The sequence below is a fragment of the Curtobacterium flaccumfaciens UCD-AKU genome (genome assembly GCF_000349565.1).
In the GTDB taxonomy this organism is placed as follows: Bacteria; Actinomycetota; Actinomycetes; order Actinomycetales; family Microbacteriaceae; genus Curtobacterium; species Curtobacterium poinsettiae.
Genome location: NZ_KB714630.1, coordinates 31,218 through 45,450, shown reverse-complemented (window position 1 = coordinate 45,450; position 14,233 = coordinate 31,218). Strand labels below are relative to the sequence as shown.

General features: G+C 71.6%; 11 protein-coding genes. 4 read left to right on the top strand and 7 right to left on the bottom strand.

Features of this window, described 5'->3' with window-relative positions; translation table 11 throughout:
• Nucleotides 1-30: 30 nt before the first annotated feature.
• From hisN to aroA, 4 genes are all read right to left on the bottom strand, one after another.
• Nucleotides 31-819 carry a histidinol-phosphatase gene (gene hisN, locus H489_RS33390; protein WP_017888204.1) on the bottom strand — a complete coding sequence of 263 codons (789 nt, stop codon included), beginning with the start codon at nt 817-819 and terminating at the stop codon, nt 31-33.
• A gap of 19 nt (nt 820-838) precedes the next feature.
• Nucleotides 839-2,020 carry a hypothetical protein gene (locus tag H489_RS38665; RefSeq protein WP_017888203.1) on the bottom strand — a complete coding sequence of 394 codons (1,182 nt, stop codon included), beginning with the start codon at nt 2,018-2,020 and terminating at the stop codon, nt 839-841.
• Between the two features lie 384 nt (nt 2,021-2,404).
• Nucleotides 2,405-3,451, bottom strand: coding sequence for a ribosome small subunit-dependent GTPase A (gene rsgA / locus H489_RS33385; protein WP_017888202.1), 1,047 nt, complete (start codon nt 3,449-3,451; stop codon nt 2,405-2,407).
• Between the two features lie 3 nt (nt 3,452-3,454).
• Nucleotides 3,455-4,840 (bottom strand): 3-phosphoshikimate 1-carboxyvinyltransferase, encoded by a 1,386-nt coding sequence (gene aroA, locus H489_RS33380; protein WP_017888201.1) that lies wholly within the window; start codon nt 4,838-4,840, stop codon nt 3,455-3,457.
• 135 nt (nt 4,841-4,975) lie between these two features.
• Here aroA and H489_RS33375 point away from each other — a divergent pair, with 135 nt between their 5' ends.
• Together H489_RS33375 and H489_RS33370 are read left to right on the top strand one after the other, a co-directional pair.
• Nucleotides 4,976-5,773 carry a sigma-70 family RNA polymerase sigma factor gene (locus H489_RS33375; RefSeq protein WP_051067414.1) on the top strand — a complete coding sequence of 266 codons (798 nt, stop codon included), beginning with the start codon at nt 4,976-4,978 and terminating at the stop codon, nt 5,771-5,773.
• Complete coding sequence (locus H489_RS33370) at nt 5,770-6,012, top strand: zf-HC2 domain-containing protein (RefSeq protein ID WP_017888199.1); 243 nt, start codon at nt 5,770-5,772, stop codon at nt 6,010-6,012. Before H489_RS33375 ends, H489_RS33370 begins: the two co-directional genes overlap by 4 nt.
• A gap of 81 nt (nt 6,013-6,093) precedes the next feature.
• On the opposite strand, the gene H489_RS33365 is transcribed toward H489_RS33370, so the two are convergent.
• Both H489_RS33365 and H489_RS33360 read right to left on the bottom strand, forming a co-directional pair.
• Nucleotides 6,094-7,545 carry a LamG-like jellyroll fold domain-containing protein gene (locus H489_RS33365; protein ID WP_017888198.1) on the bottom strand — a complete coding sequence of 484 codons (1,452 nt, stop codon included), beginning with the start codon at nt 7,543-7,545 and terminating at the stop codon, nt 6,094-6,096.
• 50 nt (nt 7,546-7,595) lie between these two features.
• Nucleotides 7,596-8,177 (bottom strand): hypothetical protein, encoded by a 582-nt coding sequence (locus H489_RS33360; protein ID WP_017888197.1) that lies wholly within the window; start codon nt 8,175-8,177, stop codon nt 7,596-7,598.
• A gap of 115 nt (nt 8,178-8,292) precedes the next feature.
• Between H489_RS33360 and H489_RS33355 the strand changes: the two genes are divergently transcribed.
• Nucleotides 8,293-8,733: a GNAT family N-acetyltransferase gene (locus tag H489_RS33355; protein ID WP_017888196.1), complete on the top strand. Its 441-nt coding sequence runs from the start codon at nt 8,293-8,295 to the stop codon at nt 8,731-8,733.
• 79 nt (nt 8,734-8,812) lie between these two features.
• On the opposite strand, the gene H489_RS33350 is transcribed toward H489_RS33355, so the two are convergent.
• Nucleotides 8,813-12,559 (bottom strand): multifunctional oxoglutarate decarboxylase/oxoglutarate dehydrogenase thiamine pyrophosphate-binding subunit/dihydrolipoyllysine-residue succinyltransferase subunit, encoded by a 3,747-nt coding sequence (locus H489_RS33350; RefSeq protein ID WP_017888195.1) that lies wholly within the window; start codon nt 12,557-12,559, stop codon nt 8,813-8,815.
• Nucleotides 12,560-12,736: 177 nt separating this feature from the next.
• Between H489_RS33350 and H489_RS33345 the strand changes: the two genes are divergently transcribed.
• Nucleotides 12,737-14,176, top strand: coding sequence for a GuaB1 family IMP dehydrogenase-related protein (locus H489_RS33345; protein WP_031260288.1), 1,440 nt, complete (start codon nt 12,737-12,739; stop codon nt 14,174-14,176).
• Nucleotides 14,177-14,233 lie beyond the last annotated feature (57 nt).

The window sequence follows — 14,233 nt, the reverse complement described above, 5'->3', positions numbered from 1 at the left end:
CGAGGGCGGCCGATCCGCTCGGCCGCCGTCCTAGGACTCGCGGCGGATGACCTCGACGACGGCGTCGTGCACCAGGCCGTTCGTGGCGAGGGCGCTGCCGTGCCAGGGCCCGGGATCGCCGTCGAGCGAGGTGAAGCGACCGCCGGCCTCCTCGACGATGGGGACGAGGGCGGCGATGTCCCACGGCTTCAGGTCCGGTTCGCCGGCGACGTCGAGGACGCCCTCGGCCACCATCATGTACGACCACATGTCGCCGTAGGCCCGGGTGCGCCAGACCCGGCGGGACAGGTCGACGAGCGGCTCGAGGCGGTCGTCGTCGTCCCACTGCTGGATGCTGTTGTAGCTCAGGCTGGCGTCGGCCAGGTCGGCGACCCCGGACACCCGGAGCGGTCCGTCCAACGAGAACGCACCGGAACCCTCGGCCGCCCACCAGCGCTTGCCGAGGGCCGGAGCGCTGACGACGCCGAGCACCGGGCGACCGTCGACCGCGAGCGCGATCAGGGTCGCCCACACCGGCACGCCACGCAGGTAGTTGGCGGTGCCGTCGATCGGGTCGACCACCCACTGCCGGTGCCCTTCGCTGACGGCCTCGGCTCCGGTGTCGGCCGTGGTCTCCTCACCGAGGAACGCGTCGTCCGGTCGCTCGGCGGCGAGCCGCTCGCGCAGGGCCCGTTCGACCGCCTGGTCGGCGTCGGTGACGTGCGTGCTGTCGGCCTTCTTCGTCACGTGCAGGTCGGCGGCACGGAAGCGCTCGAGGCTGATCGCGTCGGCGGTGTCGGCGAGGGAGCGGGCGAAGTCCAGGTCGGCGCTGAGGTCCACGTCGCCCAACCTACCGTCGCTACGCGGCGACGACCTCTTCTTCCTCGAGCCGGGTGACCTCGCGTTCGCGGGCGATGCGGGTCCGGCGTGCGACGAGCCCGTGCACGACGGCACAGAGCAGGAGCGCCGCCGCCAGCCAGAGGGCGAGCACGAGGGACGGCCGGCCGAGCGACGCATCCGGGAAGTACTGCAGGTCCTGTGCGGCCTGCAACCACGCCGCGCCGCTCCAGAAGGTGTGCAGCGCGGCGAAGAACCCCGGCTGGAACGCCGGCTGGAAGATCCCGCCGGAGGACGTGAAGTTCAGCATCACGAACAGCATCGTGAGGATCGGGGTGGTCCACCGTCCGAGCACGGGGTGCAGCCCGACGCCGAGCGCGACGATGATCGCGTCGTAGAGCCAGGCGAACAGGAACACCTGCCAGTGGTGCGTGGTGATGACGCCGTAGACCGGGCCGGCGACGACCACACCGATCCCCGCGACGACCCCGGCGGTGGCCAGGCCGATGACCGCGGTCCACACGGTACGGAGCTTCGTCGCGACCGAGGCCACGGCGATCGCGGACGCGTACCCGCCGACGCTCAGGGCCACGAGCAGGAAGAACAGCCCCTGGCCGGTGGTGTCCTGGTCGCCCGTGGGCACGACGTCGACGACCCGGAACGGCACGTGCTGGTCGTAGGCGATCGGCAGGAACACCTTCTGTGCGGCGCTCGCGGTCGTCTCCGACGCGGCGGTCGAGACGAAGAGCGTGGCACCGGTCGCGGTGGGCGCGTAGACCGCCGCGAGGTCGCGGTCGCGCACCTGCTGCTCGGCGGCCTTCGTCGAGGCGACGACGTGGGCCACGAGGGCGCCGCCGGACTGGTCGGTCACGGTCTGGGCGAACACCTGGGTGGCGGCGCCCTGGCCGACGATGCCGACGGGGAGTTCGTGCGGCGCCGGGGCGTGGAAGGCGCCGAGGTACGCCAGGCCCATGCCCGCGGCCAGGAACAGCGGCACGAGGATGTGCGAGGCGAACGTCAGCAGCACGCGACCGAGGCCGGCCGGGCGCAGGATGCTGTCGGAGCCCTGCGGCTTCGGGGCTCGCGAGGACTTGTGCGTGGGGGAGTGGTGCGCGTGCGACGTCGTCGTCGTGCTCGGGGACGGGGCGTCGACAGCGGGGGTCGGCGCAAAGTTGTACTTTGCAACTTCGGACTCGATCGCCAACTGTACAACGCCGGTGCGTGCTTGTCGACGCAGGCCCGGAGTCGAGTCGTCGTCCGGTGCGAGGTTGCCCGCTCCGTGCGAGGCCGCGAGCCCGCACGGAGCGCGCGACCTCGCACCGTTCAGAGCCCCTCGCACGGTGCGAGGTCTGCGCGGTGCGACGGGGCGGGCGCGGGCTGAGTGGTCACGACTCACCGCGCGCCGGCGCTCGGGCGGTCACGAACTGTCGGATGCCGCGCCGCCAGCCGACAGTTCGTGACCGCTCGACGCACACACCGCGGGGTGTCGTGACCAGCCGCCGACCAGCGCCGAGCGCCGACCAGCCGCCGACCAACCGCCGAGCGCCGACCGGCCGCCGACCAGCGCCCGCAGCCACCGCCCCTCGCGCTACTCCGAACCGGGGTCCGACGCGCCCATCCCGGTCAGCAGCGCCCGGAACGAGTCGAGCCGCTCGACACCGGTCGGCCCGAGCTCCCCGTCCTGCACCCGGTCGACGATCTCCCAGTCGTGCGCCTGCGCCAACGGGATGCCGTCCCGCGCGGGAAGCACCGGGATCGCGTGCGAGGCGAACGCCCGGAACACGTTCGCGGGGTCGACGTGCCCCAGGCCGAACGACCGCACGCCCGGGGTGTCGATGATCCAGCCACCGTCACGGACCCGCAGCGCGATCGACGACGAGGACGTGTGCCGCCCCCGGCCGGTCACGGAGTTCACGACGCCGATCGCCCGCGTGGACCCGGTCAACGCGTTCACCAGGGTCGACTTGCCGACGCCGGAGTGCCCGACGGTCACGGTCACCTTGTCGTCGAGCAGCTCGTGCAGCGCCTCGAGCGGGACGTCGTCCGAACGGCTCGTCACGATCCGCAGGTCCAGGCAGCCGAAGTGCGCCAGGAACGCAGCCGGGTCGGCGAGGTCGGTCTTCGTGATGCAGAGGATCGGGTCGAGCCCCGCGTCGAACGCCGCCACCAGGTACCGGTCGATCAGGCGGGTGCGCGGCTCGGGGTCGGCGGCGGCCACCACGATGAGCATCTGGTCGGCGTTCGCCACGATGACGCGCTCGACCTCGTCGGAGTCGTCGGCGCTCCGGCGCAGCAGGGTGGTGCGTTCGGCGACCTTCACGATGCGCGCGAGCGACCCGGGGTCCCCGGAGACGTCCCCGACGAGCGACACGTGGTCGCCCGTGACCACGGACTTCTTGCCGAGCTCGCGGGCCTTCGTGGCCGTGATGACGTGGTCGTCGATCAGCACCCCGAACCGCCCGCGGTCGACGTTCGTCACCCACCCGACGGGGGCGTCGTCGTAGGTCGGCCGGGTCTTCGTGCGTGGCCGGTTGCCCTTCGGGTTCGGACGCACCCGGACGCTCGACTCGTCGTACTGCCCGTACGGCTCGTCCGCGTCGGTGTCGTCACCGTCGGCGTCGTCCCACCAGCTCATGCGTCAGTCCCCACTCACCGGTGCAGCACGGACCGAGGAAGCGACGAGTGCCGCCCACAGCTCCGGGAACTGCGGCAGCGTCTTCGCCGTCGACCCGATGTCGTCGACGGCGACGCCGTCGACGACGAGGCCCACGATCGCCCCAGCGGTCGCCATCCGGTGGTCGTCGTACGCGCCCCATGCGCTGCCGTGGAGCGGCGCCGGCTCGATCCGCAGGCCGTCGTCGAGTTCGTGCACTGCGCCTCCAGACCGGTTGAGGTCCGCCGCCAGCGCGGCCAGGCGGTCCGTCTCGTGGCCCCGCAGGTGCCCGATGCCGGTGATCTCGCTCGGCCCGCCGGCCAGCGCGGCCAGCGCGACGAGCGCCGGTGCGAGTTCGCCGCCGCGGCTCAGGTCGAGTTCGAGACCCGGCAAGGAGGCCCCGCCGCGGATCCCGGGGCCGCCGTCGACGAGCAGGTCGTCACCGTCACGGGCCACGGTCGCCCCCCACAGGGGCAGGAGCGTCTCGAGGTCGGCGCCGACCTGCGTCGTCTCGGTGGGCCAGGTGCGGATGCGGACCGTGCCGCCCGCGACGAGCGCGGCCACCGCGAACGGTGCGGCGTTCGACAGGTCGGGCTCGATCGTGACGTCGCGCGCGCCGATCGGACCGGGGTGCACGACCCACTCGCCGACCGACGGTTCGTCGACCCGGACGCCGCGGGCACGGAGCGCCGCGACGGTCATCTCGATGTGCGGCATGCTCGGCAGACGCTCGCCGACGTGGGTCAGGTGCAGTCCCTCGTCGAAGCGGGGTGCCGACAGCAGGAGCCCGGAGACGAACTGCGAGGACGCCGACGCGTCGATCGTCAGGGCGCCCCCGCGGACCGAGCCGGTGCCGGTGAACGAGAACGGCATCGAGCCGCCGCCGTCGTCCGTGACGTCGACACCGAGGTCCACGAGGCCCTGCACGATGGCGTGCATCGGCCGCTTGCGGGCGTAGGGGTCGCCGTCGACCGTGACGGGCCCGACGGCCAGGGCGGCGAGCGGCGGCAGGAAGCGCATCACGGTGCCGGCCAGCCCGCAGTCCAGGCGGACGTCGCCGTGCATCGGGGCGGGCGTGATCCGGAGGTCCGGGCCGTAGGGGTTCGGGGCGGTGCCGGCTGCGGGCTCGAGTTCCTCGATGCCGACGCCGAGCGCCCGGAGGCCGGCGATCATCAGTGCGGAGTCGCGCGAGTGCAGCGGCAGCCGGATCGTCGAGGGGCCGTCGGCGAGGGCCGCGAGCACGAGCTCCCGGTTCGTCAGCGACTTCGACCCGGGCAGCGCGACGTCACCGCGCAGCGGGCCCCCTGCGACCGGGGCGATCCAGGGTGCGGCGGGCTGGGTCCCGCTCTGGGAATGCGTCGTGTCTGCCATCGGTTCACCAGGGTACTGAACGCACCGGGAGGATCAGTGGCGACAGCAACACTCGCTCGAGAGCGGACCAGCACGGCGACCGTGCTGACCGCGGTGCCGACGACGCTCGGCACGCTCGGCCTAGACTTGGCCGCGATGACGACCGACGAACCGCAGGCAGCTCCGCACCACCTGGTCGACGAGACCGAGGTGCAGCTCGACGCCGTCGAAGACGAGCAGACTGCCCTCGACGAGGCAGCCGACGAGCCCGTGGACGCGAAGACCGTCTCCGAGGCGGAGCTGCGGTCCCTGTTCGAGGACCAGGCCCTGCCCTTCATGGACCAGCTCTACGGCGCGGCCATGCGGATGACCCGCAACCCGGCCGACGCGTCGGACCTGGTGCAGGAGACCTTCGTCAAGGCGTTCGCCGCGTTCCGCCAGTTCAAGCAGGGCACGAACCTGAAGGCCTGGTTGTACCGGATCCTCACGAACACGTTCATCAACACGTACCGCAAGAACCAGCGGAACCCGTACCAGGGCACCATCGACGAGCTCGAGGACTGGCAGCTCGGCGGCGCCGAGAGCGTCACCCAGTCGATCTCCGCCCGGTCCGCCGAGGCCGACGCGATCGACCACCTGCCTTCCTCCGCCGTGAAGGACGCCCTGCAAGCGATCCCCGAGGACTTCCGGATGGCCGTCTACTTCGCCGATGTCGAAGGCTTCTCGTACCAGGAGATCGCCGACATCATGAAGACCCCCGTGGGGACGGTCATGAGCCGCCTCCACCGTGGCCGCCGGCTCCTCCGTGGGCTCCTGGCGGACCACGCCCGCGAGACCGGCATCGTCCCGGACGCAGCGTCGACGGCGACGATGCGCGGACGAGGCCGGGGCGCGGCGTCGACGACGAAGGCAACCGCGGCCACGGGTCGCTCCGGACGGAAGGACGCACGATGAGCGGCTGCGACTGCTCGAAGGCGAAGGCCGAACTCGAGGAGTTCCTGCACGACGAGCTCCGCCACGAGGACGCCGCGGACATCCGCGAGCACATGGACGGGTGCGAGGACTGCCAGACCGAGCACCGCGTCGGCGTCGTGCTCATGGAGACCGTCCGCCGTGCGTGCAAGGAGACCGCTCCGGACCAGCTGCGCAGCGAGATCCTCGAGCGCATCCGGCAGGAACAGTCGACGCACTGACGTCACAGGCCGGGCGCACGCCCGGCTCGGGTGGCGCCCGGACTGGTCAGGCATCGGCGTTCGCCTCGGCCCGGTCCGGCGTCAGCGGCCGGCCTGGAACGCACGGGTGATCGCCGCTGCGTCGAGGACGCGCTCGTGCACCCGGACCGTGTCCACGTCGCCGGTGTAGACGTAGTCGCCGGCGTTCGGCCAACCGGCCAGCGTCTGGCGTCCGGCGCGCCAGTGTCCGGCGTACTGCCGCAGGGTGACGGCATCGGAACGACTGCCCTGCAGCTGGCCGTCGACCCAGAGCGCCATCGATCGCGACTGGAACGTCGCGACCGCGTGGTGCCATTCGCCGTCGGTGACCGTCGCCGTCGATCCCAGCGTGAACTTGAACTGCGACCCTGATCCCTCGACGCCGAACCGCAGGACTCCGTCGGCACCGATGTACAGGTGCCGGTCGCGGTACTGGGACGCGGCAGAGCGGTCCGAGCCGAAGCCGAACACGCGCCCGCCGTCGGTGTCCTGGGTGCGGAACCAGACCTCGATCGTGAAGGCGTTCGGAGCGTCGACCGCGGTGTCGGTGACCGCCCACCCTTCGGCCCCGTCCTCGGTCCAGAACGTCGCGTACGGGTTCGTGGCGCAGTCGGCGTCGACCCGGGCAGCGGCGGGCGTGAAGGTGCCGTCGGCCCCGGACCCGCTCGAGTCCACGACCCGGGGGCCGCTCTTCTCGGCGAAGTCCCACGCGAGTGCCGCGCCGGGTGCGGGCTGGTGGAAGCACCCGAACCCGCCGGTGCCGAGTGCCGAGGCGGTGCCGGTCGAACCGCTGAAACCGGCTCCGGCCCCGAACCCGGTTCCCGCTCCCGCTGCGGCGAGCAGGGTGAGGACGATGGCAGCCGCCGTGAACGCCGCGACCGGCACGGTGGACGACGACACGGCGGTGACGGTGACGGTGCCGGGCTCCGCGACGACCGGCGAGTGGAGGTCCCGGCGCGGCGCGCCGCAGGTCCGGCAGGGGCGACCGGCGGTGATGTCCCGGTCGGCCCGCCCGGCGACGACGAGCACGGCGGCGACGACACCGGTCAGCAACAGGGAGGTCCAGTCGCCCCCGCGGATCCAGACACCGGGCAGCCCGACCCACGGGAAGCGCAGGACGCCGACACCGAGGACGGCGTCCGGGGCGACGGCAGTCCGGTCGGCCGTCGGGTTGGCGTCCCCGCGCAGGCGCAGGGCCCCGTCCTGTTCGACGCGTTCGAGCCGGTGCAGCCGGAGTCGGTCCCGGTGGTCCGGGTCCTCGACGAGCAGCACCCGTCCGGCCTCGACGGTGTCCGGGCCGGACGGCATCGCGGCGACGACGTCCCCGGTCCGGATGCCGGGGGCCATCGAGTCGGAGACGACGGTCGTCACGTGCCACCCGAGGGCCGCGGGGAGCGACGCCCACAGCGCGAGCAGCAGGGCCGACCAGAGGACCGTGCGTGCCGTGACCGCGAGGAGCAGCCGGGGCATGTCGCCGGCGCAGCGGACGTGACGGCGGGTGGTGGCGTTCGGCATCGGCTGCTCCTCGGGTCGGGCGGGTCGGACGGGTCGGGTTCGGGACGGGGTCAGTCGGTCTGCGCTTCCCACACGAACGTGGTGCCCGCCTCGGACGACTGCACGGTGTTCGGTGCGCCCGCAGCCAGGTCGTAGCTGAAGCGGTAGGTCGTGCTCGCCGTGCCCGTCGCGGGCTGCCACGCGTCGACACCGGTGCCGAAGGACTCGTACTCCATCAGGCCGGCGAGCGTCCCGTCGTGCACGGTCGTCGCCGTGGTGAAGGTGCTGCAGTCACCGGGGGTGCCGAGGCTGCCGCGCTCGACGGTCAGTCCCACGTGCTCAGCGAGTGCGTCGTCGTCGGCCGCGTCGGCGGTGAAGAGCTTCACGGTCGAGGCGTTGGTGGTGTTCGCCGTGACGGTGATGCAGTTCGAGCCGCTGGACCCGGGCACCAGATCGTCGGCGTCGAACATCGCGACGCCCTGGTCGTCGTCGGTGAGCGAGACGGCGCCGGTGCGCCAGCTGTTCGCGGCGTTGTCGGTGCTGCTCGAGAAGGCGGCGTACGAGGCCGTGGCGATGAGGGCACCGCTGGCGACGACGGCGAGCGGGAACGCGATCCAGGCTGCGGTGCGGCCGTGGCGGGATGTGATGTGCATGGCTGTCCTGTCGGTCGGGATCACCCGGCGGGTGATATGACAGCAGAGTATATGAATATCAGTTGTTATGGAAGCCCGTCGCAACACGACCGGCGGCCCGGGTAGGTTGGCCGACATGACCCTCACCGTCGAGTCGACCACCACCTGGTCCGACACGGACGTCGCCGACGTCGCCGCCCTCGTCCGCCTGCTCGGTCACGACGTCGACGACGCGTCGATGCGCGCCCGCCTCGAACGGCTCACGCCCGAGGCCGGGCACCGCACCTGGGTGGTCCGGGGTGACGACGGCCGTGTGGCCGCCGTGGCCGGGGCCCAGGTCACGTGGGCGTACGCCAGCGACGAACCGACGGCGCAGCTGCTGCTGCTGGTCGTCGACGACACGGCCCGGAGGCTCGGCACCGGTTCCGCGCTCATCGACACGTTCGAAGCGTGGGCCGTCGAGCAGGGCGCGCGTCGCCTCAGCGCGGTCAGTGCGGCAGCGACGGACAACGCGCACCGGTTCTACCAGAAGCGCGGGTACCACGACGCCGGAGTCCGGTACACCAAGTTCGCCTAGGGGCGTCGCACTCCTCGGGAACAGCGAAGCGCCCCGCGTGGGAGTCCATCGGACTCCCACACGGGGCGCTTCCTCGTGGTTACGCCGACGTGCTCAGTGCCGTGTCGATGACGTCCGCGGCCTCTTGTGCGGAGCGCTTCGACGACCCGGTGGCCGGTGCTGCACTCGCCGAGCGGGCCGCGACGGACAACGGTCGGCCGCCCAGGTTCGGCGACAGGTTCATGCAGACGAACGGCCAGGCGCCCTGGTTCTCCGGCTCCTCCTGTGCCCACACGACGTCGGCGTCCGGGTAGCCGGCCAGCACCTCGAGGATGCGGTCGAGGGGGAGCGGCGCGAGCTGCTCGAGGCGGACGAGCGCGACGTCGGTGATCCCGCGCTTGTCGACCTCGGCGCGCAGGTCGTGGTGCACCTTGCCGGAGTGCAGCACGACCCGGCGGACGGCACCCTTGTCGGTGATCCGGTGGTCGTCCAGCACGGGCTCGAACGTGCCCGTCGTGAAGTCCTCGACCGCGCTCGTCGCCTGGCGGAGCCGGAGCATCGCCTTCGGCGAGAACACGATGAGCGGCTTCTGCGGACGGGCCCAGGCCTGTCGACGGAGCAGGTGGAAGTACGACGCCGGGGTCGACGGTCGTGCGACGATCATGTTGTCCTCGGCGCACAGCTGCAGGTACCGCTCGATGCGTGCCGACGAGTGGTCCGGCCCCTGGCCCTCGTACCCGTGCGGCAGCAGCAGGACGAGGCCGGAGCGCTGTCCCCACTTCTGCTCGGCGGACGAGATGAACTCGTCGATGACGATCTGGGCGCCGTTCGCGAAGTCACCGAACTGCGCTTCCCAGAGCACGAGGGACTCGGGGCGTTCCACCGAGTAGCCGTACTCGAAGGCCATCGCCGCGTACTCGCTCAGCAGCGAGTCGTACACGTAGAACCGGGCCTGGTCCTCGGTGAGGTTCGACAGCGGCAGCCACTCCTGGCCGTTCACCCGGTCGTGGAAGACCGACTGGCGCTGGACGAAGGTGCCACGGCGGGCGTCCTGTCCGGCGAGGCGGACCGGCTTGCCCTCGACCAGGATCGACCCGATCGCCATGAGCTCGGCCATCGCCCAGTCGATGCCGCCGTTGCGCGTCATCTCGGTGCGCTTGGTCAGCAGCTGCTGCAGCTTCGGGTGGATGGAGAACCCGGCGGGCGGGTTGCTGTGTGCGTCGCCGATCGCCCGGACGAGCTCGTCGGACACGGCGGTCTCGTGCACCTCGACCTCGGAGTCGTCGCGCTGCGCTGCCGGGCGCTCGAGGCCCTGCACCGCACCGTCGTCGTCGACCTCGATCACCGGGATGGTGCCGGTCTGCGCCTCGTGCGTCTCGGCGAAGGCGCGTTCCAGGCGGTCCTGGAAGTCGCGGTGCGCTTCGTCGTACTCCTCTTGCGTGATGTCACCACGGCCGACGAGGGCCTCGGTGTACAGCGTGCGGACGGAGCGCTTCGCCTCGATGAGGTTGTACATCAGCGGCTGCGTCATCGAGGGGTCGTCGCCCTCGTTGTGGCCGCGACGGCGGTAGCAGATCAGGTCGATCACGACGTCGCGGTGGAACTCCTCGCGGTACGCGAAGGCGAGCTCGGCGACGCGGGCGACGGCCTCGGGGTCGTCACCGTTCACGTGGAAGATCGGCGCCTGGATCGTCTTCGCGACGTCGGTGGAGTACACCGAGCTGCGCGCGGACTCGGGCGGGGTGGTGAACCCGACCTGGTTGTTGATGACGAGGTGGACCGTGCCGCCCGTGCGGTAGCCGCGGAGCTGCGACATCTGCAGCGTCTCGACGACCACGCCCTGGCCCGCCATCGCCGCGTCGCCGTGCACGAGCACGGGGAGCACGCCGAAGCTGCCGGGGGCCTCGCGGTCCTGCTTGGCGCGGACGATGCCCTCGAGCACGCCGTCGACGGCCTCGAGGTGGGACGGGTTCGCGGCGATCGTCACCGGGATGCTCGAGCCGTCGGACGTGCGGAACACGCCCTCGGTGCCGACGTGGTACTTCACGTCGCCGGAGCCCTGACCGGACACCGTGCCCGGCAGCGACGAGCCCTCGAACTCACGGAAGATCTGTCCGTAGGTCTTGCCGGCGATGTTCGTCAGCACGTTCAGGCGGCCACGGTGGGCCATGCCGATCGCGACCTCGGCCAGTCCGGCTCCGGCGGCGTGCTGGATCAGGGTGTCGAGGAAGGCGATGGTGGACTCGCCGCCCTCCAGCGAGAAGCGCTTCTGCCCGACGTACTTGGTCTGCAGGAAGGTCTCGAACGCCTCGGCCTCGTTGAGCTTGCCGAGGACGCGGAGCTGCTCTTCCTTCGACGGCTTCGAGTACGGCACCTCGATGCGCTCCTGCACCCAGCGACGCTGTTCCGGGTCCTGGATGTGCATGTACTCGATGCCGACCGTGCGGCAGTACGCATCGCGCAGGATCCCGAGGACGTCGCGGAGCGGTGCCGAGGTGGTGCCGGCGAGCCCGCCGGTGACGAACTCGCGGTCGAGGTCCCAGAAGGTGAGCCCGTGGCTCTCGATCTCGAGGTCGGGGTGGGTGCGCTGGCGGTACTCGAGCGGGTCGATGTCGGCCATCAGGTGCCCACGGACGCGGAAGCTGTTGATGAGCTCCTGCACGCGCGCGGTCTTGTTCACCCGGTGCGCCAGGTCGACGTTGATGTCGTTCGCCCACTGGATCGGCTTGTACGGGATCCGGAGCGCGGCGAAGATGCCGTCGTAGAAGCCGTGCTCACCGATCAGGCGCTCGTGCACGTGCTTGAGGTACTCGCCCGAACCGGCGCCCTGGATGACACGGTGGTCGTAGGTGCTCGTCAGGGTGATGGTCTTGCCGATGCCGAGCTCGACCAGGGTCTTCGACGCCGATCCCTGGAACTGCGCCGGGTACTCCAGGGCACCGGCGCCGATGATCGAACCCTGCCCCTTCGTCAGACGGGGGACCGAGTGCACGGTGCCGATGCCGCCCGGGTTGGTGAGCGAGATCGTCGTGCCCTGGAAGTCCGCCGGGGTGAGCTTGTTGTCACGGGCGCGCTTGACGAGGTCCTCGTAGGCGGAGAGGAACTGGCCGAACGTCAGGGACTCGGCCCGCTTGATGCTCGGCACCAGGAGCGAGCGGGTGCCGTCCTTCTTGGGGACGTCGATCGCGATGCCGAGGTTCACGTGCGCCGGGGCGACGACGAACGGCTTGCCGTCGCGCTCTTCGTAGAAGACGTTCTGGCTCGGGAAGTCCTTCAGCGCCTGCACCATCGCCCACCCGATCAGGTGCGTGAAGGAGATCTTGCCGCCGCGGGCCCGCCGCAGGTGGTTGTTGATGACGATGCGGTTGTCGATCATCAGCTTCGCCGGGATGGTGCGGACGCTCGTGGCGGTCGGGACCGTCAGCGAGGCGTCCATGTTCGACGCCAGGGTCTTCGCCATGCCCCGGAGCGGGGTCGCCACGTCCTCGTGGGTCTCCTCGTGGTCGTCCGCGGCGTCGTTCGCCTCGGCCGGGATCGGCTGCGGTGCCGGCTGGCGCGAGGTGGTCTTCGCCTGGATCGGACCGGACTTGGCCTCGCCCGGAGCGTCACCGGTGGCGGGCTGCTGCGTCGACGACTGCTGCTGGGCCGGTGCCGGCTGCGCGGGGGACTGGGCCGGGGCCGCAGCGCCACCGACCTGCGTGCGGTGGTAGCTCTCGAGGACCGGCCACCAGGACTTGTCGACCGACTCCTTGTCCGCGACGAACTGCTCGTAGAGCTCGTCGACGAGCCACTCGTTCGCCCCGAATTCGCCCGCGGTCTCGTCCGTTCCGGTCAGATGGCTCGACACAGCCGATCGCCCACTCTCCGTCGATAGATGCTCGTGTGTGTCGTGCGGAGCAACCCTGCGCCGCACAGGTGCCAAGCCTAGCCGCTCCGACATGTCCGTTCCGTGTCAGCCGCGGCGCGAGTCGGTGGCCCGTGGGCACCCGGTCGGGGCCGTGACCGGAGCCGTACAGTGGAGCGCATGAGGTTCTACGAGACGCGGCCGACGCACGACCTGACCTACTCCGACGTCTTCCTCGTCCCGAGCCGTTCCGGTGTGACGAGCCGCTTCGACGTCGACCTGGCGGCGAACGACGGCAGCGGCGCCACGATCCCGATCGTCAGCGCCAACATGAACTCGGTCACGGGCCCCCGGCTCGCCGCCACCCTCGCCCGGCGCGGTGGCCTCGGCGTGCTGCCGCAGGACATGCACCTGCAGGACCTCGACGCCGCGATCCGCTGGGTGAAGGACCAGCCGGTCGACTTCGACACCGCCTACGACATGGGGGCGCAGACCACCGTCGCCGAGGCCCTGGAGCAGCTCCTGCCCGTCGCCGGCCGTGGCGTGGTCGTCCGCGACGCCGACGGCGAGTACCTCGGCTGCGTGCCCGCCACCCGCCTCGGCACCGCCGGCCCCGACGCCGTCCTCGGCGACCTGCTGCACGGAGCCTCGACCGCCATCGACGCCGAGGACGCCGGGACGCCCCGCCACGTCCACCAGGTGCTCTCCGCCGCCGAGGTCGACTTCGCGCCGGTGATGCGGCACGGTCGGGTCGTCGGCACCACGAGCCAGACGAGCGCGATCCGCTCCGACATCTACACGCCCGCCGTCGACGCCTCCGGGCGGCTCCGGGTCGCCGCCGCGCTCGGCATCAACGGCGACGTCGCGGCCAAGGCGAAGGCGCTGGCCGCCGCGGGCGTGGACGTCCTGGTCCTCGACACCGCGCACGGACACCAGGACGGCATGCTCCGTGCCCTCCGCACGGTCTCGTCCCTGCAGCTCGGCATCCCGCTCGTCGCCGGCAACGTCGTCACCGCCGACGCCGTCGCGCACCTGGTCGGCGCCGGGGCGGACATCATCAAGGTCGGTGTCGGGCCGGGCGCCATGTGCACGACCCGCATGATGACCGCCGTCGGCCGCCCGCAGTTCTCCGCCGTGCTCGAGACGGCCGCCGCCGCTCGGTCGCTCGGCGCGCACGTCTGGGCCGACGGCGGGGTGCGCTACCCGCGCGACGTCGCCCTCGCGCTGGCCGCCGGGGCGTCCGCGGTCATGATCGGCTCGTGGTTCGCCGGCACGCTCGAAGCGCCCGGTGTCCTGCGCCGTGACGCCGCGGGCAAGGCGTACAAGGAGAGCTGGGGCATGGCCTCGGCCAAGGCCGTCCGCGAGCGCTTCGAGCGGCTCGACCCGTACGAGCGGGCCCGCAAGGAACTCTTCGCCGAGGGGATCTCGTCGTCGACGATCTACCTCGACCCGGAGCGCCCGAGCGTCGAGGACCTGCTCGACATGATCACCACCGGCGTCCGCAGCTCCGCGACCTACGCGGGTGCGTCGTCGCTCGCCGAGTTCTCCGAGCGCGCGCTAGTCGGCATCCAGTCCGCCGCCGGGTACGAAGAGGGCAAACCCCTGCCCGTCAGCTGGTAGCGCGGACGGGGCGCGCGTCGCCCTGGTCGCGACCAAGGACGGACTGGAGGCGCGGTG

Bases quoted from the DNA above. Each gene is read 5' to 3' on its own strand.
- rsgA (WP_017888202.1), bottom strand. From the start codon at position 3,451: ATGAGCTGGTGGGACGACGCCGACGGTGACGACACCGACGCGGACGAG.
- aroA (WP_017888201.1), bottom strand. From the start codon at position 4,840: ATGGCAGACACGACGCATTCCCAGAGCGGGACCCAGCCCGCCGCACCC.
- H489_RS33375 (WP_051067414.1), top strand. From the start codon at position 4,976: ATGACGACCGACGAACCGCAGGCAGCTCCGCACCACCTGGTCGACGAG.
- H489_RS33370 (WP_017888199.1), top strand. From the start codon at position 5,770: ATGAGCGGCTGCGACTGCTCGAAGGCGAAGGCCGAACTCGAGGAGTTC.
- H489_RS33365 (WP_017888198.1), bottom strand. From the start codon at position 7,545: ATGCCGAACGCCACCACCCGCCGTCACGTCCGCTGCGCCGGCGACATG.
- H489_RS33360 (WP_017888197.1), bottom strand. From the start codon at position 8,177: ATGCACATCACATCCCGCCACGGCCGCACCGCAGCCTGGATCGCGTTC.
- H489_RS33355 (WP_017888196.1), top strand. From the start codon at position 8,293: ATGACCCTCACCGTCGAGTCGACCACCACCTGGTCCGACACGGACGTC.
- H489_RS33345 (WP_031260288.1), top strand. From the start codon at position 12,737: ATGAGGTTCTACGAGACGCGGCCGACGCACGACCTGACCTACTCCGAC.